Here is a 19302-nt window from a genome sequence, read left to right as displayed (position 1 = left end):
CGTCCGGCAGCGCTATACCGGCCCTACCAAGACACCGGCAGCGCCTTACCCTCCTCATAGCCGGCGGCCGACTGAATACCCACGAGCGCTTTCTCATGAAAGTCGGCGACATTGGTGGCTCCGGCGTAGGTGAATGAGGAGCGCACGCCCGAGGTGATCATGTCGAGCAGGTCCTCGATCGACGGTCGCAGCGGATCGAGGTAGATCTTCGAGCTCGAGATCCCCTCGGCGAACAGGGTCTTGCGGGCGAGGTCGTAGGCGTCGAGGCGCTCGAACCGCGCCTGAACGGCCTTGGTCGACGCCATTCCCCAGCTTTCCTTGTAGACCGCGCCGCGGGCATCCACATTCAGCGTGCCTGGCGCTTCGGTGGTTCCGGCGAACCAGGAGCCGATCATGACGGATGCTGCGCCAGCGGCCAACGCCAGGGCCACGTCGCGCGGATAGCGCACCCCGCCGTCTGCCCAGACGTGGGCGCCGAGCTCGCGTGCGGCGCCGGCCGTTTCGAGCACTGCCGAAAACTGGGGCCGGCCGACGGCGGTCATCATGCGGGTGGTGCACATTGCCCCGGGGCCGACTCCGACCTTGACGATGGTCGCGCCTGCGCCGACCAGGTCACGCACCGCATCCTTGGTCACGACGTTGCCGGCCACAATCGGCAGCCCGAGGTTCAGGTCGGCGACGATTCCGATTGCGCGCAGCATGCCGTCCTGGTGGCCGTGCGCGGTATCGATCACCAGAATATCGACGCCAGCGGCGGCGAGCGCGCGAGCCTTCGCCGCGACGTCCCCGTTGATGCCGATCGCCGCGGCGACCTTGAGCCGTCCGTGTACGTCGAGCGTGGGCTGGTAGAGCGTGGAGCGCAGGGCGCTCTTGCGACTGAGGGTTCCGACCACGACGCCGTGGTGCAGTACCGGAGCGAAGTCAATATCGGCCGCGGTCATCAGGTCGAAAGCGCGGCGCGGCCCGTCCACGTCATCAGCGTCGAGCGCGGTCAGTTCCCCGTGCAGCAGATCACCCAGGCGAGCGTCGGGCAAGGCTGTCGCCAGCCGGCTGGCGACGATGCAGCCGAGGTAATCACCAGCACCGGAGTGGATCACTATTCCCTGCCCGGGAACGGCCGGAACCTGCCGGCGCGCGAGCTCGACGGTGTCGTCGGGGGCGAACACGAACGGCGTGTCGAAACGAACCGACTGGTCTTTAACCCAGCGGATGGCCGCATCCAGGTCTTGCAGGTGCATGTCCTGTGGCAGCACCCCGAGCCCGCCACGGCGGGCGAGTGAGGCCGCCAGACGTGGCCCGGTGACCGAGTTCATATTCGCCGACACGATGGGTATCGTCGCGCCGGTGCCGTCACCCGGAGCCAGCGAGACATCTAAACGGCTGGTGACGGCCGATTGGCCGGGCACCAGGAATACGTCGGAGTAGGTCAGATCGTGGCTGGGTGTCGTTCCATAGAACTGCATACCAAGAACGCTAGCCGCTCAGCGGGTGTTTTATGGCGGCGCGGGATGGGATTAGGCTAGATGGGCAGACTGACCTGGCGGTCGACATCGTCAGCGACAGGCTCAATGAAAGCGCAGATTGACCCGGCGGCTGACCCGCCGAGGGCATCCAAATTCAAAGCAGAGAGTGGGCGATCCCACGGTGTCAAGCCAGGTAACCGGTGGAGCTTCTGACGAGACAACGTCAGGCGAATTCGGAGCAAATGAGTGGCTCGTTGACGAATTGTACGAACGATACTTGATCGACAAGCAGTCGGTGGATGAATCGTGGTGGCCGGTGCTCGAGAGCTACCACCAGACCGCGAACACCCCAGCCGCCGCGCCGGCAGCGCCAGCGCCCGCCGCGGCACCGGTAGCGCAGACCGTTCCCGGAGCCGCAGCGCCGGCCCCGGTGACCGAGAACCAGCCGACGGCCCGCACCACTTCGAGTGCGCCCAAGCCGGCCCCGGTTCCCGCCGACGCTCCAGTGACGAGCCCGCAGGCCGTCGTCGTCGATGCCTCCGAGCCGGTCAAACAAGACACGGTCTCGCCGTTACGTGGCATGGCGAAGTCTCTCGCGACCAACATGGTCACCAGCCTGACCGTGCCGACGGCCACCAGCGTGCGCACCATTCCGGCCAAGCTGCTCATCGACAACCGCATCGTCATGAATAACCACATGAAGCGCGCTCGTGGTGGCAAGGTGTCCTTCACCCACCTGATCGGTTGGGCGCTCATTCGCGCGCTCAAGATGTTTCCCAGCCAGAACGTCTACTACGACGAGGTCGACGGCAAGCCTTCGGTCGTTGCCCCCGCCCATGTCGGCATGGGACTGGCCATCGATATGCCCAAGCCCGACGGCACCCGCGCGCTCCTCGTTCCGGCGATCAAACGTGCCGACACGATGACCTTCGGCGAGTACCTCGTCGCCTACGAAGACCTGGTCACCCGCGCACGGAAGAACAAGCTCACCGCCGATGACTTCGCCGGAGCGACCCTGTCGCTGACCAACCCGGGAGGCATCGGCACCGTGCATTCGGTGCCCCGCCTCATGAAGGGCCAGGGCTGCATCATCGGCGCCGGCGCCCTGGACTACCCGGCCGAATTCCAGGGTTCGAGCGTCAAGACCCTCACCGGCCTGGCCATCTCCAAGACCATCACCCTCACCAGCACCTACGACCACCGGGTTATCCAGGGCGCCGGTTCGGGCGAGTTCCTCAAGATCGTGCACGAGCTTTTGATCGGCCAGCACAACTTCTACGAGGAGATCTTCTCGGCCCTGCGCATTCCGTACGACCCCATCCACTGGGCACCGGACATCAGTGTCGATCTCACGAGCGCCGTCGATAAGACCGCACGCGTGCAGGAACTGATCAACTCGTTCCGCGTGCGCGGCCACCTGATGGCCGACATCGACCCGCTCGAGTATTCGCAGCGCAGTCATCCCGACCTTGATATTGCAACCCACGGCCTTACCTTCTGGGACCTGGACCGGTCCTTCGTAACCGGTGGTTTCGGTTCGCAGCGCCAGATGCTGCTGCGCGACATTCTCGGAGTCTTGCGCGACTCGTACTGCCGCACCACGGGCATCGAGTACATGCACATTCAAGACCCGGCCCAGCGCAAGTGGGTGCAGGAAAAAATCGAGAAGTCGTACGTCAAGCCCACGCACCACGAGCAGATGCGAATTCTCGCCAAGCTCAACGAGGCAGAGGCCTTCGAAACGTTCCTGCAGACCAAGTACGTCGGCCAGAAACGCTTTAGCCTTGAGGGCGGCGAGTGCACCATTCCGCTGCTCGACACCATTCTGCAGGGCGCTGCCGAGCAGGGCCTCGACGAGGTCGCCATCGGCATGGCCCACCGTGGCCGTCTGAACGTGCTCACCAACATCGCCGGCAAGACCTACGGCGAAATCTTCCGCGAGTTCGAGGGAACGCAGGACCCGCGCACCGTGCACGGTTCCGGTGATGTGAAGTACCACCTCGGCACCACGGGCATGTTCCGCGGTGAAGACGGCGCCGAAATTCCGGTCTCACTGGCCGCAAACCCGTCGCACCTCGAGGCCGGTGACGGCGTGCTCGAGGGCATCGTGCGCGCCAAGCAGGACCGCAAGCCGATCGGCACCTTCTCCACCCTGCCCATCCTCATTCACGGTGACGCCGCGATGGCCGGCCAGGGCGTCGTACTCGAAACCCTGCAGATGTCGCAGCTGCGCGGCTACCGCACCGGCGGTACCGTGCACATCGTCGTCAACAACCAGCTCGGTTTCACGACCCTGCCGCAGGATGCCCGCACCAGCGTCTATGCCACCGACGTCGCCAAGACCATCCAGGCGCCGATCTTCCACGTCAACGGGGATGACCCAGAGGCTGTGGTCCGCGCGGGAGAACTCGCGTTCGCCTACCGCCAGGAGTTCAAGAAGGATGTCGTCGTCGACCTCATCTGCTATCGCCGTCGCGGGCACAACGAGGGCGACGACCCCTCGATGACCCAGCCGCTGATGTACAACCTGGTCGAGGCCAAGCGCAGCGTACGCAAGCTCTACACCGAGGCGCTCGTCGGCCGTGGTGACATCACCGTCGAAGAGTACGAAGCCGCCCACCGCGACTTCCAGGACCGCCTCGAACGTGCTTTCCTGGAAACGCACGCCGCACAGACCGCGTCGATTCCCATCATCACCCCGGAGATGGCCGCTACCGCGAAGGCTGAAGCTGAGGCACAGGACCGCGAGGACGCCGCTGGCGAGCCAGAGACGACCGGTGTTCCGGAAAGTGTCATCCAGCTCATCGGTGACGCGTTCAACAACAAGCCGGTCGGTTTCACGGTGCACAACAAACTGCAGCAGCTGCTGCAGAAACGTCTCGACATGAGCCGTAACGGCAACATCGACTGGAGCTTCGGCGAGTTGCTCGCGCTCGGCTCGCTGCTGGTCGAGGGCACCCCGGTGCGTTTCGCCGGGCAGGATGCCCGCCGCGGCACGTTCGTGCAGCGTCACGCCGTGCTGCACGACCGGGTGAACGGCCAGGAATGGCTGCCACTGGCCAACCTCAAGGACAACCAGGCCCGGTTCTGGATCTACGACTCCCTGCTGAGCGAATACGCCGCCATGGGCTTCGAGTACGGCTATTCGGTGGAACGGGCCGACGCCCTGGTTCTCTGGGAAGCCCAGTTCGGTGACTTCGCCAATGGGGCGCAGACCATCATCGACCAGTTCGTCTCGTCCGCCGAGCAGAAGTGGGGGCAGCGGTCATCCGTTGTGCTGCTGCTGCCGCACGGCTACGAGGGCCAGGGCCCCGACCACTCGTCGGCCCGCATCGAACGGTTCCTACAGCTGTGTGCCGAAGAAAACATGACCGTGGCGCGCCCGTCGACGCCTGCGTCGTACTTCCACCTGCTGCGTCGTCAGGCGTACATGCGTCCGCGTCGCCCGTTGATCGTGTTCACGCCCAAGTCGATGCTGCGCCTGCGCGGCGCGACGAGCGCCGTGGCCGAGCTGACCAGCGGCAAGTTCGAGACGGTCATCGACGATGCACGCGTGAGCGACAAGAGCGCCGTCAAGCGCGTCTTGTTCATGGCCGGCAAGATCTACTACGACCTGCTGAATGAGCTCGAGAAGAACCCGAACCCGGAGATCGCCCTCGTGCGCGTTGAGCAGTACTACCCGCTGCCCGCCGTGGAACTCAAGGACGTAGCCGCCCAGTACCCGAACGCCGAACTGGCCTGGGTGCAGGACGAACCGGAGAACCAGGGAGCCTGGCCGTTCTTCTACCTGGAGACCAACAAGCTTGGCCCGCGCGCCATGCGCTTGTTCTCCCGTCCGGCGTCGGCGTCACCGGCCGCTGGATCGGCTAAGCGCCACGCAATCGAGCAGGCCAAGCTGCAGCGCGACGCTCTGACTCTGTAACGCTGTAACGGTCACAGCAACGCTGTAGCAATGGAGGGTGACGAGAGTCGCCCTCCATTGCTGTATGCGCGACGACTGGACTTGCGGACCCGCGCGGTTGGGGAAGCTGGCGCGGCGGCATCCGTTCGTCCTCGCCGTCGCGCCGGTACCGTCGTGTTGCCAGAGGGCGCTGACGGCTTTAGGCTCAGGGCAACCCGAGGAGAGACTATGCCCGTTCGTACTGAAAACCAGCTCGGGGAGCCGTGCTGGATCGATCTGATGACGAGCGACCCGGCCCGGTCGATTGAGTTCTACGCCGAGCTGTTCGGCTGGCAGGCCGTCGACACCGGGGCGGGAAGCGGCCGCTACACAATGTTCTTTCACGGCGATGCCGCCGTCGCCGGTCTCACGGCCCAGGAGCGCGGAAACCGTGACTTCTGGACCACCTATCTCGCGATCGATAGCGTCGACGAGACAGTGCGTGCCGCGAGGGCTGCGGGAGCCACGGTGCTCGCGCGCCCGCAGACCATCGGCGAACAGGGGCGGCTGGCCGTGCTGACCGACCCGGCCGGAGCAGCCGTCGGCCTGTGGCAGGCCGCCGGCCACCGAGGGTTCGAAGCCGACAACGAGATCGGGACGCCGGTCTGGCACGAGCTGATCACCCGCGACTTTAATGCAACGATCGCCTTTTACGGAGAGGTATTCGGCTGGACGCCGATTCCGCTAAGCGACACCACCGATTTTCGGTACAGCACGTTCGGCCACGACGAATCGATGACCGGAGGGGTGTACGACGCCGATGCCATCCTGCCAGTCGGGGTACCGTCACACTGGCAGGTGTATCTTGGCGTCGCCGACGTGCGGGCTTCCGCGAAAAAAGTAAGTGAACTCGGTGGCACAGTGCTACGGGAACCGTGGGATTCCGACTTCGGAACCTTCGCTCAGGTAGCGGATGCGACGGGTGCCGCCTTCCTGCTCGGGCAGGTCGAACCCTCGCCGCGATCCTCCGACTAGTGCGAGGCTTGCAGGGAGCGCAGCTTCAACAAAACCTGATCGCGCAGGTCTTCGGGCGCGGTCTCCTTGCAGGCGCGCTGCATGACCTCGGTCATGGTGCGTCCAACCAGGTGTTCGCTGCTGCAGTCGGGGCAACTAGCCAGGTGCTCCCGAATATCGGCCGCATCATTCTTGCGAAGTTCGTTGTGCAGGTATTCCTCGAGTTCGGCCTTGGCCTTCTCGCAACCACAATCGGTCATTTTTCTGTGCTCCTGGATGTTTTCTGGTCTTGGCCCATGCCCAGCCCGCGTTCGGCCGCGTAGCCGGCCAACAGCTCGCGCAGCAGTCGCCGGCCACGGTGCAGGCGACTCATTACGGTACCGATGGGGGTTTTCATGATTTCGGCGATCTCCTGGTAGGAGAACCCTTCGACGTCGGCGAAGTAGACGGCGAGTCTGAAGTCTTCGGGAATGGACTGCAGGGCGTCTTTGACGGCGCTGTCTGGCAGATGGTCGATGGCCTCGGCCTCGGCCGAACGCCCCGACGTCGCGGTGGTCGATTCGGCCCCGCCGAGCTGCCAGTCTTCCAGCTCATCAATCGTGCCCTGGTAAGGCTCACGTTGCTTCTTGCGGTACGCATTGATAAAGGTGTTGGTAAGAATGCGGTACAGCCACGCCTTGAGGTTGGTTCCCTGCTCGTACTGCGCGAACGCAGCAAAGGCCTTCACGAAGGTTTCCTGCACGAGGTCCTGCGCATCCGACGGGTTGCGCGTCATGCGCATGGCCGCCGCGTACAGCTGATCGAGAAAAGGCAACGCCTGTTCCTCAAACAATCCGCGGTTCTGCTCGCGCAGTTCGGCCTTGGTCGGGGAAAGCGTCGTGAGTTCTGGGTCGCGGCTCGAAAGGTCTTCCGAGTTCGCGGGCGTGTCTGAAGTCATCACCAATGATTCTAAGCCGTTACCCACGGCCAGGGGTCGCTCCAGAAGCATTGACACCGTTACAGATCTCCCTCAGATTGTTATCACCGACTATTCTGATAACCGATGCTGATCTCGAGATATTCCAAGCCGGAGTTCGATCCGTACGGCGACAATTCACCGAACGAGGAAAATGCCTGGTGGCCGGCGCCGAGCACGGACGTGCCCCTGCAGGCTGTGCTGGCCCTGCCGGGCTCGAAATCGTTGACCAACCGAGAGCTCGTCGCATCCGCTTTAGCCAGCGAACCATCCCTGTTGCGGTCGCCGCTGCACTCTCGCGACAGCGACCTCATGGTCGATGCGCTACGCCAGCTGGGCGCCACGATCGAGGCTGTGGCTGGCGCGAGCGCGTTCGGCTCCGACCTGTTGGTGACACCGCCAGAGGAACTGCTCGGTTCCACCACGATCGACTGCGGCCTGGCCGGGACCGTCATGCGTTTTCTGCCGCCGCTGGCCGCCCTCGCCCTCGGCCCGACGACGTTCGACGGCGATATCGGTGCCCGCCGTCGCCCCATGGGGCCCATCATCGGCGCGCTGCGCGACCTCGGCGGCGATATCAACGACGATGGCAAGCGCGCATTGCCTTTCACCGTTCACGGCCGCGGAGCGGTGACTGGTGGCGCCACCACCATCGACGCGGGCACGTCCAGCCAGTTCGTCTCCGGCCTGCTGCTGGCCGGCGCACGGTTCGAACACGGGCTGCACCTCACCCACTCCGGCGAACGGCTGCCCAGCCTGCCGCACATTGAGATGACCATCGAAGTATTGCGCGCTCGCGGAGTCATCGTGGCCACGCCGAACGTCGGCGAATGGATCATCGAACCCGGTCTTCTCGCGGGTCGTACGGTCGACATCGAACCCGATCTTTCCAACGCCGCACCGTTCCTCTGCGCCGCGCTCGTGGCCGGCGGCAGCGTCAGCATCACCGGCTGGCCGCAGGCGACCACTCAGGTAGGCGCCGACCTCGAACAACTGCTGCCGCTGTTCGGCGCGACCGTCACCCGCGTGGGTGACCGCCTCACCGTAACCGGAGGCGAGCGCATTCTCGGCGTCGACCTGGACCTTTCGAGCGGCGGCGAACTTGCCTGCACCCTCGTCGCCCTCGCTGCCCTGGCCGAGACGCCGAGCACGATCACCGGAATCGGGCACATTCGCAACCACGAGACCGACCGTCTCGCCGCGCTGGCCACCGAGATCAATCGGCTCGGCGGGAAGGTCACCGAACTACCGGACGGCCTGCAGATCGAGCCGGCTCCCCTGCACGGCGGTCAGTGGCTCAGTTACGACGACCACCGCATGGCCACGGCCGGAGCGCTGATCGGCCTCGCCGTACCCGGCGTCGACGTGGAGAACATCGGCACCACCGCAAAAACCCTCCCCCAGTTTCCCCAGCTGTGGCATGCGATGATCACCGAAGCGGCGCTGTAGGTGCCCATGACGGGCGACCAGACTTCCTTGGGCGATGGCGACGATCGGGATCGGATCAGCGATCAGGTGGTTGCCGACGCAGCGTCCACGGACTACGCCGACCTCGCCGGAGATCCCGGCGACACTTGGTGGGCCTCTGCCGACGACGACGAGCCGGAGTTTGACGAGTCGAGCGTGCACGTGCGTCCCGGCCGCAAGGGCAGCAAACCCCGCTCCAAGACCCGGCCGAGCCATGAGGACGCCCTGACGGGGCGCATTCTCTCGGTCGACCGCGGCCGTTACACAGTCATGCTCGACGAGAACCTGCCCACCGAACGGCGCATCACGACCGCCCGAGCGAGCGAACTGCGCAAGAAAGCCGTCGTCAACGGCGACCGGGTCGACATCGTCGGCGACACTACCGGGGCCGAGGGCAGCCTGGCCCGCATCGTGCGCATCGTGCCGCGCGACACGTTGCTGCGGCGCAGCGCCGACGACACCGACGCCGTCGAGCGCGTGATCGTGGCCAATGCCGACCAGATGCTGATCGTGGTCGCTGCGGCCAACCCGGAACCGCGCATCCGCTTGGTGGATCGGTATCTGGTCGCGGCCTACGACGCCGGCGTGAAGCCCATCCTGTGCATCACCAAGACCGACCTCGCCGACCCTGCCGTATTCCTGGCCAATTTCGCCGGCCTCGACCTGCCCGTGTTTCAAAGCGGCGAGGGCGGCATGCCGATCGAAGCGATCTCGGCGGCACTGGTCGGTCACGACACCGTCTTCGTCGGGCACTCCGGCGTCGGCAAGTCCACGCTGGTGAACGCGCTCGTGCCGGGCACTAACCGGGCTATCGGCGTCGTCAACACCGTCACCGGCCGTGGCCGCCATACCTCGTCGTCGACCGTGTCGCTGCGCCTTCAAACGGATGCCGGCCGCGGGTGGGTCATCGACACCCCCGGCGTGCGGTCCTTTGGCCTCGGACACATCAACACCGACAACATCCTCAAGGCCTTCACGGATCTCGCAACGATCGCCGAGCGCTGCCCGCGCGGCTGCACGCACCTGCCGGATTCGCCGGACTGCGCCATCATCGAGGCCGTAGAGGCTAATGAACTCGGTGAGACCGGCCGGGTGCGCCTGGACTCCCTGCAGCGCCTTCTCGCCACCTTCGCGCCCGCTCGCTGAGCCCGTGTCGCATGACGCAGTTACGATGGAAGGATGACGGATTCAGCGCGCCTTGTAGTCGGCGATACGGCCCCCCAGTTCACCCTGACCGACCAGGACGGGGCATCCGTTTCGCTGGCCGACTTCGCAGGCAGCAAGGTCGTCGTGTATTTTTACCCGGCAGCGATGACTCCCGGCTGCACGACCCAGGCCTGCGACTTTCGCGACAACCTCGGTTCTCTCAAATCAGCCGGCTACCAGGTTCTCGGACTCTCGAAAGACGCGCCGGCCAAGCTCAAGAAGTTTCAGGAGCACGACGCGGTGAACTTTCCACTGCTCAGCGACACCGACCTCGCTGTGCACCGCGCCTACGGCGCCTACGGCGAGAAGAACCTGTACGGCAAGATCGTGACCGGTGTGCTGCGGTCGACGCTCGTGCTCGATGAGGCCGGAATCATCACCCACGCCCTCTACAACGTCAAGGCCACCGGCCACGTGGCGGGTCTGCGCAAGAAGCTCGGTATCGACAGCTAGGTTCGGCATGATCGGGTCTTCACGGCCCGCACAGCGCCGCTCAGTCGGCTTCGGGCTCGGGTTCGTGGCTGGTCGCGGCGACGACGCGCGGGTTGAACACCAGTACGAGCACGATGATGGACGGCAACAGCAGCGCCCAGCCGACGTCTGGCCGAGCGTAGATCCCTTGAAAGCAACCGATCGCGATCATGATCAATACGAGCTGCCAGGTGACGGCAGCGCCGCGAATCCACGGACGGCGGCGGAGAGCGCCGACCGTGATCGCACTGACCCACAGGGCAGCGACCGCGGTGAGGGCTAACAGGGCGAGCGAGGCTCCCACCGAGTTCGGGGTGGCAATGAGCAGTTCGAGCACCCACCAGGCGCTTAAAGCCCACAGGGCGAGCGCTTCTAAGGCGAGGAGCGCGATCAACACCCCCAAAAGAGGGGTACGCCGAAGAGCCCGGAGGTCAATCCAGGCTGGGCGCCGCGCACCAGAGTCGCTGTTCACAGCGAAAAGCCATACAGAACTATTGATTTGATACCTCTATTATGGGACGATATTTGAGGCCCGGTTGACGCTCACAGGGACGTGAGCTGTTTCAACGCGGTTATCGCGCAGATCCCACTTTCCTGCAACCGGCCATCACCCTGCAACTCTGGCCACTCGGCCGTGCACCCATGTAATAAAAGGAGCATCCCTATGGACTGGCGCGATAAAGCTGCCTGCCTCACCGCTGACCCGGAACTTTTCTTTCCGGTCGGCAACACTGGACCCGCAGTGGACCAGATCGAGAAGGCAAAGTCGGTGTGTGCTCGATGCAACGTCACCGAGGTGTGCCTCCAGTACGCACTCGAAACCGGCCAGGACTCGGGAGTCTGGGGCGGTCTGAGCGAAGACGAGCGCCGCGCGCTCAAGCGTCGCGCCGCACGCGCCCGCCGCGCTTCCTAGCGAGTCAGCAGAACCTAGAACGCGAGCCTACGGCCGTCCGGTACTCCCGGAGGCCGGGGGCTCGCTTTTTTGTGCGCACGCGGTCCGGCACTCACAGCCCTCAGGTCTCGCGGCGGGCATCCGCTCGCCGGGCCCACCTTATGGACGTGGGCCCAGTTTATAAACTGGGCCCACGGACGGGGCCCGGGCCCCGTCCGGATGGAACGGGGACTAGCCTTCCTGCATGAAGCGCAGGGGGATCTCGATCGTTACCTCGGTACCGCTGCCCATCATGGTGTGCCAGTCGATGGTGCCGCCGAGTTCACCCTGAATGAGTGTGCGTACAATCTGCGTGCCGAGGCCGGAGCCCACCTTGCCCTCCGGCAGGCCGGCACCGGTATCGCGCACCATGACGGTGAGTGTCTCGTCGCTGCGCTGCGCCTCGATCGACACTTCGCCCTCACGCCCGGCGAGGCCGTGCTCAACCGCGTTGGTGACGAGCTCCGTCAGCACGAGTGCGAGCGGCGTCGCATAGGCGCTTGGCAGGGTGCCAAAGCTGCCGAAGGACTTCGGGTGCACGGTCGTGTTGTGAGCGGATGCCACCTCCACCGTCAATAGCAACACGCGTTCGAAGACGGCGTCGAAGTCGACGATCTGGCTGAGCCCCTCCGACAGGGTGTCGTGCACAACGGCGATTGCGGCAACCCGCCGCATCGCCTGGGTCAGTGCCTCACGCGCCCGGTCGGACTGGGTGCGCCTCGCCTGGATGCGCAGCAGGGAGGCCACGGTCTGCAGGTTGTTCTTGACCCGATGGTGGATCTCCCGGATGGTCGCATCCTTGGTGATCAGCTCACGTTCCTGGTGGCGCAGCTCGCTGACGTCACGGGACAAGATGATCGCACCAACCCGTTCTCCACGATTGCGAATGGGAATCGCACGGAGCGACACCGTCACCCCGCGCGCCTCGATATCGGTGCGCCACGGTGCCCGCCCGGTGACGACCAGGGGGAGGGACTCGTCGACGACGGCGGTACCGGTGAGCAGGCTCGTAGTGACCTCGGCGAGGGACTCCCCCTCGAGCTCTTCGGCGAAACCCATGCGGTTGAACGCGGAAAGCGCGTTCGGGCTGGCAAAGGTCGTCAGGCCGTCGACGTCAAGCCGCAGCAGGCCGTCCGAAGCTCGCGGTGCGCCGCGGCGCGGTCCGGTCGGGGCCCCGAGATCGGGAAAGTCGCCGGACGCGATCATGGTGAAAAGGTCGTTCGCGCAGTCATTGAAAGTCAATTCCTGACGGCTCGGCGTGCGCGCCTCACTCAGGTTGGTGTGGCGGGTGAGCACCGCCACCGGGGCATCCGTCACCTCGGATCCGCTCGTGCTCAGTCGGCGCAGCACCGGAATGGCCCGCACTCGGGTGGGAGTCTCCTCGTACCAGGCCGGGGCATTACGGTCGACGATCTTCGCGGTCTCGAAGGCTTCAGTGACCTGGTTGCGCCACTCCGCCTTGATGTGCTGGCCGACGAAGTCCCGATAAAACAGGGTCGCCGCGCTTGATGGGCGCGCGTGAGCTACCGCGACGAAACTGTCGGAGGTCGTCGGAACCCACACGACGATATCCGCGAACGCGAGGTCGGCGAGCAGTTGGCCGTCCGCGACCAGCATATGCAGCCAGTCCACGTCTTCCGCGCTGCTGCGGCCCTGGGCAAGTACGAGATCACTGAGCGTCGACACTCTCCATAGCCTAGGTGTATCTGTGGGTTCACATCGCCGTGACCTCACATAACCGGGGCTGCCTTTCGTGCGCGCCACTTGACGCGCCGCGGCATCCGCTTGGATTCCGTGGCAGGAAGGACGATCAGGTCCTCCAGGACAAAACGACGGATGCTCACGCGCGCCGGAGACTTCGGGCTCGCGTCCCGCAGCGTGCGACCGGTCAATACCGCCGCGTCCAGGGCGCCTTGGTCGTGCGGCACCAGAATCGATGATTCGATGCCGCCGAAACGCAACAGCATTGCAGTGACCTGCGCTCGCGGATTCAGCCCGACAGCACTCGCCCGCACCTGATTCATCACGACGCTGACCGTACTGCCGCCGATCACCTCGGTGAGATCGCTCCAGGCGCGAAGAAACCGGGCCATCCCAACCGGGTCCGCCAGCCCGCAGGCGACGACGTGGTCGGCCGCGCGCAGGGCAGTGACGGTGGCGGCGTTGCGCCGGGGCGCCAACACGTCACTGGTCAGTTCTTCGTCGCTCTCCAGGCTGAACCCGGTATCGACCACCACGTAGTCCACCCAGTGGCGTAGCGCGTCGATGGTGCGGGTGACCCGTTCGGTCGACAGCTCCGGCCAGCGCGACGGCCTGCCGAGGCCGGTAAGCACCCAGAAAGCGCCCTTGGGCGAGTTGTAGCGTTGCGCGATACGTTCAAGCTCCGATTGGTTGAGACTGTCGCTGCCGGCCAGCCTGCAGGCGGCAGCGAAGCCAGGTGCTTCGTCGAGCATGCCAAGGCTCGGGGCGATCGAGGCGCTGTATGTATCAACGTCGGCCAACACGACGGTGTGACCAGCTGCTGCGATTTCCGCCGCGATGTTGATGGCGAGCGTGGTGCGCCCCGGGGCGCCGCACGGGCCCCACACCGCGATCACCGAGCCCGTGTTGAGCGCGCCGCCGGTGAAATGTCGTTCCCCCACCCGCAACGGAACGACAACGCCCGACACGAGCAGGTCTTCGATCTCCGACCAGTCGCAGGGTATCGCGACCGTTTCGTAGAGGCCGAGCGTGCCCGCGTGCCGTCGCTCCTGTTCGGTCGCGGTCAGGGCGACGACCCGGATGCCGCGCTCGTCGCACGCGGCGATCAGCTGGCCGGTCAGAGACTCCCGGCGACCGCTGACGACGACGACGTGCGGCTGCCCATGCGATAGCGTCTCGAGAAATTCCCGGGCAGTATCAACGCGCGTGACGACACTGTGCCCACAATCCACGATCTCGGCGAGCATCCGCTGCTCGGTCGCTCGGTCCAGCACGAGCGCGAGCCTGGCCATCAGGGCACCACCGGGGTGTTCACGGGCACGATCGCGAGGGCATCACCGTTCATGATCGCTTCCAGCACCGCGCCCACGTTGGCCTTGGGCACGAGCATCTCGACGGATTGACCATTGTCGGCCGCGATGATGCCGGTCGGTTCGACGATTCGTACCACGACGGCCTGCCCCACGAGAATCGTTGGCGGAGCATATTCGCTGGGCCCGGTCGCCCGCGCCGACCAGGTATCCACGACGGAGCCCGCCACGATGGACGCGGCCAGTCTTCCGGGCACATCGACGACGACACTGGTCACGTCGCTCCCCGACGCTTGCCCGACCGCGGACCGTGCCACGAGTTCGCCGGCCAGAATGGTCTGGGTGACGAGCAGACCGCGCTTCAGGTCGGCCGCCGGCACAAGATACAGGTCGGCCGTACCGCCGAGCTGCACCCGGCTTTCCACGAGGTCGGCCGACCTGAGCTGGTCGCCGATGGTCAGGGTGTGCCGTGCGGTGTAGACCGCCATGGTGCGATCATTGCCGGCGACGATCGCGCCGACTCCCGCGATCGACGCAGCGACCAGCACCACACCGATGACAAATCGGGGATCGACCCAGAACCGACGACGCGTGCGTGTGGGACCGGTTGTTTTCATCCGTTACCTCCCTGGTGTGTAGCGCTTCTGCTGATGCGTTGGGCCCATCGTGCCCGACTGCGGAAAATCGTGGAAAAGTTATCCACAACTAGCCGAGCCGGATGACGTGAATTTGCCAGAACGGCACGAGACGGTAGTGCAGGACTTCCGGCGCGCGGCGCAGCGTTCCGAGCGGATGCACCGCCAGATCGAGGTGGTCACGCGCGACCCGGTCGATGGTGCCAGCCAGGACACCACCGCGGGTCTCGAGCTCCACGCTGCGGCGTCGACGGCACAGGTCTCGAAGCACAAAGGGAAAACCGACGCGTTCGATCAACTTTCCGGTGGATTCTGACTCGACCGCGAGCGAGGCGAGATTCTGCTCGTCGCTGAGCACCACACCGGCGATGGCCGAGAGCGGGATCACGCACTGAACCCGACCGTTCCCGGAGCCCGGCAAGTCGGCCGCGAGCCAGTCGCGACCGAGTGTCGTCGGGCGAACCGCGATGGTTTCACCAGAGACCAGCACGATGCGCAGCTGCAGCGCGCCACCGAGGCCGACCGACCGCACCACGTTACTCAATCGGGTGCGCAGGGAGAGCTTGTCCAACCGTGCACGTTCTTCCTGCAGGCGCAGGTCAGTAGCTTCGGAGTGCAGCTCACGTTCGAGTTGCCCTTCGAGGTCATCAAACAAATCGTCCCAGCGCACACGTCGAAAGTAGCCGACGCCGGACGATCTCGCTCGCGTTATGCACAGGCTCTTTAAGCGCTAGACAGCGCGGTGATCAAGCTGATTAGGTTTTGCGCCACATGAGTTGCACGTTCGATATCAGGAGGAACAATGACGTCATCTGGTTCCGGAGCTTCCAGCGCGCAGGTTCCCCCGTTGGAGGCCCGTATCGATGCGCGCGGAGTCAGCCCAAAGCCGATTGGGCAGGCGCACCGGCCCGAGGCGGAGCAGGTGCTGCGCGCCCTAGCCTTGCGGGCTGTCGAAGTTATCGCCGGAGCCAGAGACCTCGAGCAGCTCGCGCGCTGGGTCACCGACGACGTCTACGCCCATCTGCGCGTGCGCGTGTCGATCGCTGCTCGGGCTAGAGCCATCACGGGAGTCGTCACTGAACGACCCAGGCTGTGGATCGACCATGTGAAGACCTGGCCGACCGACACCGGCGGTTTCAACGCAGTGATCCTGGTGTACGACAAACGCCGAGCGCACGTCGTCTCGGTGCAGTTGGAGGGCTTGGATCAGCGCTGGCGTGCCACGGTGCTCGTAGTCATGTAATGCGCGGGCGGCACCGCCAGCAGCCGAATGCCCAACCGGCCCCATGACAACGCACGCCCACGAATGGGCGTGCGTTGTCGGCGTACGTCGGGGCTAGATTGTCTTCTTGCCCTGGGCGCGGCGCTCTGCCCGGTTTACCGGGGCGGCACCCTCGGTTTTCTGCCCAAACGCTCCGCGTTGGGGCGGGCCGGCCGCTTCTGCCGGCTCGTCATCGCTCGCCGCAACCGTGGCCGTGCGCCGTGCGCGATCAGTGGCGGCCTGCTGAATCTGGCCGCGTTGATTGCGCACCTCGACTCCGCCGGAATCGCTCGGGGCGGTGTAGCTCAGCTTCTCCTCGGGGGCATCGGCCGGGGCGAGCCCCTTGGCCGCGACGATCGGCCCGGCGACGGCACCGGTACCGGCCGTCACCTCGACGTCGAGGTTGAACAGGAATCCAACGGTCTCCTCGCGAATCTGGCCCATCATCTGCTGGAACATGGCGAAACCCTCGCGCTGGTATTCGACCAGCGGGTCGCGCTGTGCCATCGCACGCAGCCCGATGCCGTCTTTCAGGTAGTCCATTTCGTAGAGGTGGTCGCGCCAGCGACGGTCGATCACCGAGAGCACCACGCGGCGTTCCAGTTCACGCATCGCCGGGGCACCGAGGGAGTCTTCACGACGTGAGTAGGCGAGCTTGGCGTCGGAAAGAATCTCACGGCGCATGAAATCGCGATTGATTTTGCCCTTGTCTCCCGCCTCTGAAACGACCTCGTCGATGGTCAGTCCCACCGGGTAGAGGGTCCCCAGTTCGGTCCACATCGCGTCGAAGTCCCAGTCGTCACCGTTGCCATCGCTCGCGTGCACGTCGAGCACCTCGTCTATGACGTTGGTGAGGAAAGTCTGGGTACGTTCGTGCAGGTCGTCACCTTCGAGGATGTGGCGACGGTCGCCGTAGATGGCCTCACGTTGACGGTTGAGAACGTCGTCGTACTTGAGCACGTTCTTGCGAATCTCGGCGTTACGACCCTCGACCTGTGACTGCGCGCTGCGGATGGCGCGGCTGACCACCTTGGATTCGATCGCCATGTCGTCTGGCACGCCCTGGCGGCCCATCAGTGCTTCGGCTGCACCAGCGTTGAACAGGCGCATGAGGTCGTCGGTGAGCGAGAGGTAGAACCGGCTCTCACCCGGGTCCCCCTGACGTCCGCTACGTCCGCGCAGCTGATTGTCGATGCGGCGTGATTCATGCCGTTCGGTACCGAGCACATACAGACCGCCAGCGGCGATGACCTTCTCGGCCTCTTCGCTGACGTCGGCCTTGACGGCGTTGAACACGTCGTCCCAGGCGAGTTCATACTCGTCAGGGGTTTCTATCGGGCTGAGGCCCTTCGCGTTCATCTCGGCGACGGCGAGGAACTCAGCGTTACCGCCGAGCATCACGTCGGTGCCACGGCCAGCCATGTTGGTGGCGACGGTCACCGAACCGAGTCGACCGGCTTGCGCGACGATCGCGGCTTCACGGGCATGGTTCTTGGCGTTGAGGACCTCGTGGCGCACGCCCATCTTGGCGAGCAGGCGGGACAGGTACTCGCTCTTCTCGACGCTGGTCGTGCCGACCAGAACCGGCTGTCCGGCTTCGTGGCGCTGGGCGATGTCTTCAACGACCTGACGAAACTTGGACTCTTCGTTCTTATAGATCAGGTCAGACTGATCGATGCGCTGCATCGGCTTGTTGGTGGGAATGGCCACGACGCCGAGCTTGTAGGTGCTCATGAACTCAGCGGCTTCGGTCTCGGCCGTGCCGGTCATACCGGAGATCTTCGAGTACAGGCGGAAGTAGTTCTGCAGGGTGACGGTGGCCAAAGTCTGGTTCTCGGCTTTGACGGCGACGCCCTCTTTGGCCTCGATGGCCTGGTGGATGCCCTCGTTGTAGCGTCGTCCCATGAGAATACGGCCGGTGTGCTCGTCGACGATGAGCACCTCTCCGTTCATGACGACGTAGTCTTTGTCCTTCTTGAACAAAGAATTAGCCTTGATGGCGTTGTTCAAAAAAGAGATCAGCGGCGTGTTGGCCGATTCGTAGAGGTTGTCGATGCCGAGATAGTCTTCGACCTTTTCGATGCCGGGTTCGAGTACGCCGATGGTGCGCTTCTTCTCGTCGACCTCGAAGTCTTCGTCGGCGATGAGACGCTTGGCCAGACTCGCGAACTCGTTGAACCAGCGGTTCGCTTCGCCCGATGCCGGCCCGGAGATGATCAGCGGGGTACGAGCCTCGTCGATGAGGATCGAGTCGACTTCGTCGACGATGGCGAAGTAGTGCCCGCGCTGCACCATATCGCTGGCCTGCCACGCCATGTTGTCGCGCAGGTAGTCAAAACCGAACTCGTTGTTGGTGCCGTAGGTGATGTCGGCGGCATACATCTCGCGCCGCTGCGCCGGAGTCTGACCGGAGACGATGCATCCGGTCGTCATACCGAGGGCACGGAAGACGCGGCCCATGAGCTCGCTCTGGTAGCTCGCGAGGTAGTCGTTGACCGTGATGACGTGCACACCGCGGCTGCTGATGGCGTTGAGGTAGGCAGCAGTGGTGGCGACAAGGGTCTTGCCCTCACCGGTTTTCATCTCGGCAATGTTGCCGAGATGCAGGGCGGCGCCACCCATCAGCTGCACGTCGAAGTGGCGCAGTCCCAGGGTGCGGGTGCTCGCCTCACGCACGGCGGCGAAGGCCTCTGGCAGTAGATCATCGAGCGATTCCCCGTTGGAGTACCGTTCCCGCAGGGTGACGGTCTCGTTTTTGAGCTCCTCGTCGGTGAGCTCGTGGAAGTCTTCTTCCAGCGCGTTGATGGCTTTCGCGTAGTTTTCCAGGCGGCGCAGAACGCGGCCTTCACCAACACGAAGAACCTTTTCAAGAATTGACGCCACGAATGTACTCCACTAGTCAAACGGTGCAGGCACGCTCTGCGGCAGCCCAATCGGACTGCCGCAGCACACGCCTGCGCCTCTCGTCTGGCAGATGCCAGAGCACCGACCTGGTCGGCGGCTAAGGC

At 64.7% G+C, this 19302-nt stretch carries 16 protein-coding genes; 7 read left to right on the top strand and 9 right to left on the bottom strand.

Annotation, left to right across the window (positions count from 1 at the left end; translation table 11 throughout):
• Positions 1 to 23: 23 nt before the first annotated feature.
• Complete coding sequence (gene guaB1, locus E3T39_RS13995) at positions 24 to 1463, bottom strand: GMP reductase (protein WP_134516364.1); 1440 nt, start codon at positions 1461 to 1463, stop codon at positions 24 to 26.
• A 181-nt stretch (positions 1464 to 1644) separates the two neighbouring features.
• Here guaB1 and E3T39_RS13990 point away from each other — a divergent pair, with 181 nt between their 5' ends.
• Positions 1645 to 5385 carry a multifunctional oxoglutarate decarboxylase/oxoglutarate dehydrogenase thiamine pyrophosphate-binding subunit/dihydrolipoyllysine-residue succinyltransferase subunit gene (locus E3T39_RS13990; protein ID WP_134516737.1) on the top strand — a complete coding sequence of 1247 codons (3741 nt, stop codon included), beginning with the start codon at positions 1645 to 1647 and terminating at the stop codon, positions 5383 to 5385.
• A gap of 207 nt (positions 5386 to 5592) precedes the next feature.
• The gene (locus E3T39_RS13985) at positions 5593 to 6378 is read left to right on the top strand and encodes a VOC family protein (RefSeq protein WP_134516362.1); all 786 of its coding nucleotides are present in this window, start codon (positions 5593 to 5595) and stop codon (positions 6376 to 6378) included.
• Here the strand turns inward: E3T39_RS13985 and E3T39_RS13980 are convergent.
• Together E3T39_RS13980 and E3T39_RS13975 are read right to left on the bottom strand one after the other, a co-directional pair.
• Positions 6375 to 6617 carry a zf-HC2 domain-containing protein gene (locus E3T39_RS13980; protein ID WP_104193145.1) on the bottom strand — a complete coding sequence of 81 codons (243 nt, stop codon included), beginning with the start codon at positions 6615 to 6617 and terminating at the stop codon, positions 6375 to 6377. The genes E3T39_RS13985 and E3T39_RS13980 overlap by 4 nt on opposite strands.
• On the bottom strand, positions 6614 to 7294 hold the full coding sequence (locus tag E3T39_RS13975; RefSeq protein WP_134516736.1) for a sigma-70 family RNA polymerase sigma factor: 681 nt from the start codon (positions 7292 to 7294) through the stop codon (positions 6614 to 6616). The genes E3T39_RS13980 and E3T39_RS13975 overlap by 4 nt, the downstream gene beginning before the upstream one ends.
• 105 nt (positions 7295 to 7399) lie before the next feature.
• Between E3T39_RS13975 and aroA the strand changes: the two genes are divergently transcribed.
• Genes aroA through bcp form a run of 3 tightly spaced genes read left to right on the top strand, consistent with a single transcriptional unit; the run spans position 7400 to position 10438 of the window.
• Positions 7400 to 8761: a 3-phosphoshikimate 1-carboxyvinyltransferase gene (aroA, locus tag E3T39_RS13970; protein ID WP_134516360.1), complete on the top strand. Its 1362-nt coding sequence runs from the start codon at positions 7400 to 7402 to the stop codon at positions 8759 to 8761.
• Positions 8762 to 8767: 6 nt separating this feature from the next.
• Entirely contained in the window at positions 8768 to 9925 is a 1158-nt protein-coding gene (gene rsgA, locus E3T39_RS13965; protein ID WP_134516358.1) for a ribosome small subunit-dependent GTPase A, read from the top strand.
• 33 nt (positions 9926 to 9958) lie between these two features.
• Positions 9959 to 10438, top strand: coding sequence for a thioredoxin-dependent thiol peroxidase (gene bcp, locus E3T39_RS13960; protein ID WP_134516356.1), 480 nt, complete (start codon positions 9959 to 9961; stop codon positions 10436 to 10438).
• Positions 10439 to 10478: 40 nt separating this feature from the next.
• Here the strand turns inward: bcp and E3T39_RS13955 are convergent, their stop codons facing one another.
• Entirely contained in the window at positions 10479 to 10928 is a 450-nt protein-coding gene (locus E3T39_RS13955; RefSeq protein ID WP_241979720.1) for a hypothetical protein, read from the bottom strand.
• Between the two features lie 192 nt (positions 10929 to 11120).
• Between E3T39_RS13955 and E3T39_RS13950 the strand changes: the two genes are divergently transcribed.
• Positions 11121 to 11369 (top strand): WhiB family transcriptional regulator, encoded by a 249-nt coding sequence (locus tag E3T39_RS13950; protein ID WP_035837005.1) that lies wholly within the window; start codon positions 11121 to 11123, stop codon positions 11367 to 11369.
• Positions 11370 to 11579: 210 nt separating this feature from the next.
• On the opposite strand, the gene E3T39_RS13945 is transcribed toward E3T39_RS13950, so the two are convergent.
• The 4 genes from E3T39_RS13945 to E3T39_RS13930 all read right to left on the bottom strand — a co-directional run bounded on the left by E3T39_RS13945 (position 11580) and on the right by E3T39_RS13930 (position 15703).
• Positions 11580 to 13073 (bottom strand): sensor histidine kinase, encoded by a 1494-nt coding sequence (locus E3T39_RS13945; protein ID WP_134516354.1) that lies wholly within the window; start codon positions 13071 to 13073, stop codon positions 11580 to 11582.
• Between the two features lie 44 nt (positions 13074 to 13117).
• Complete coding sequence (locus E3T39_RS13940; protein WP_134516352.1) at positions 13118 to 14380, bottom strand: CpaE/TadZ family protein; 1263 nt, start codon at positions 14378 to 14380, stop codon at positions 13118 to 13120.
• Positions 14380 to 15015 (bottom strand): hypothetical protein, encoded by a 636-nt coding sequence (locus E3T39_RS13935; protein ID WP_134516350.1) that lies wholly within the window; start codon positions 15013 to 15015, stop codon positions 14380 to 14382. The genes E3T39_RS13940 and E3T39_RS13935 overlap by 1 nt, the downstream gene beginning before the upstream one ends.
• 88 nt (positions 15016 to 15103) lie before the next feature.
• The gene (locus E3T39_RS13930; protein ID WP_134516348.1) at positions 15104 to 15703 is read right to left on the bottom strand and encodes a hypothetical protein; all 600 of its coding nucleotides are present in this window, start codon (positions 15701 to 15703) and stop codon (positions 15104 to 15106) included.
• A 132-nt stretch (positions 15704 to 15835) separates the two neighbouring features.
• Between E3T39_RS13930 and E3T39_RS13925 the strand changes: the two genes are divergently transcribed.
• Positions 15836 to 16276, top strand: coding sequence for an Rv3235 family protein (locus E3T39_RS13925; RefSeq protein WP_134516346.1), 441 nt, complete (start codon positions 15836 to 15838; stop codon positions 16274 to 16276).
• A 93-nt stretch (positions 16277 to 16369) separates the two neighbouring features.
• Here E3T39_RS13925 and secA read toward each other — a convergent pair whose 3' ends face one another.
• On the bottom strand, positions 16370 to 19177 hold the full coding sequence (secA, locus tag E3T39_RS13920; protein WP_134516344.1) for a preprotein translocase subunit SecA: 2808 nt from the start codon (positions 19175 to 19177) through the stop codon (positions 16370 to 16372).
• Positions 19178 to 19302: the final 125 nt, after the last annotated feature.

Origin of the sequence: Cryobacterium suzukii, from assembly GCF_004403185.1 — a bacterium.
Taxonomy (GTDB): domain Bacteria; phylum Actinomycetota; class Actinomycetes; order Actinomycetales; family Microbacteriaceae; genus Cryobacterium; species Cryobacterium suzukii.
This window is presented reverse-complemented; position numbering and strand designations above follow the sequence as displayed.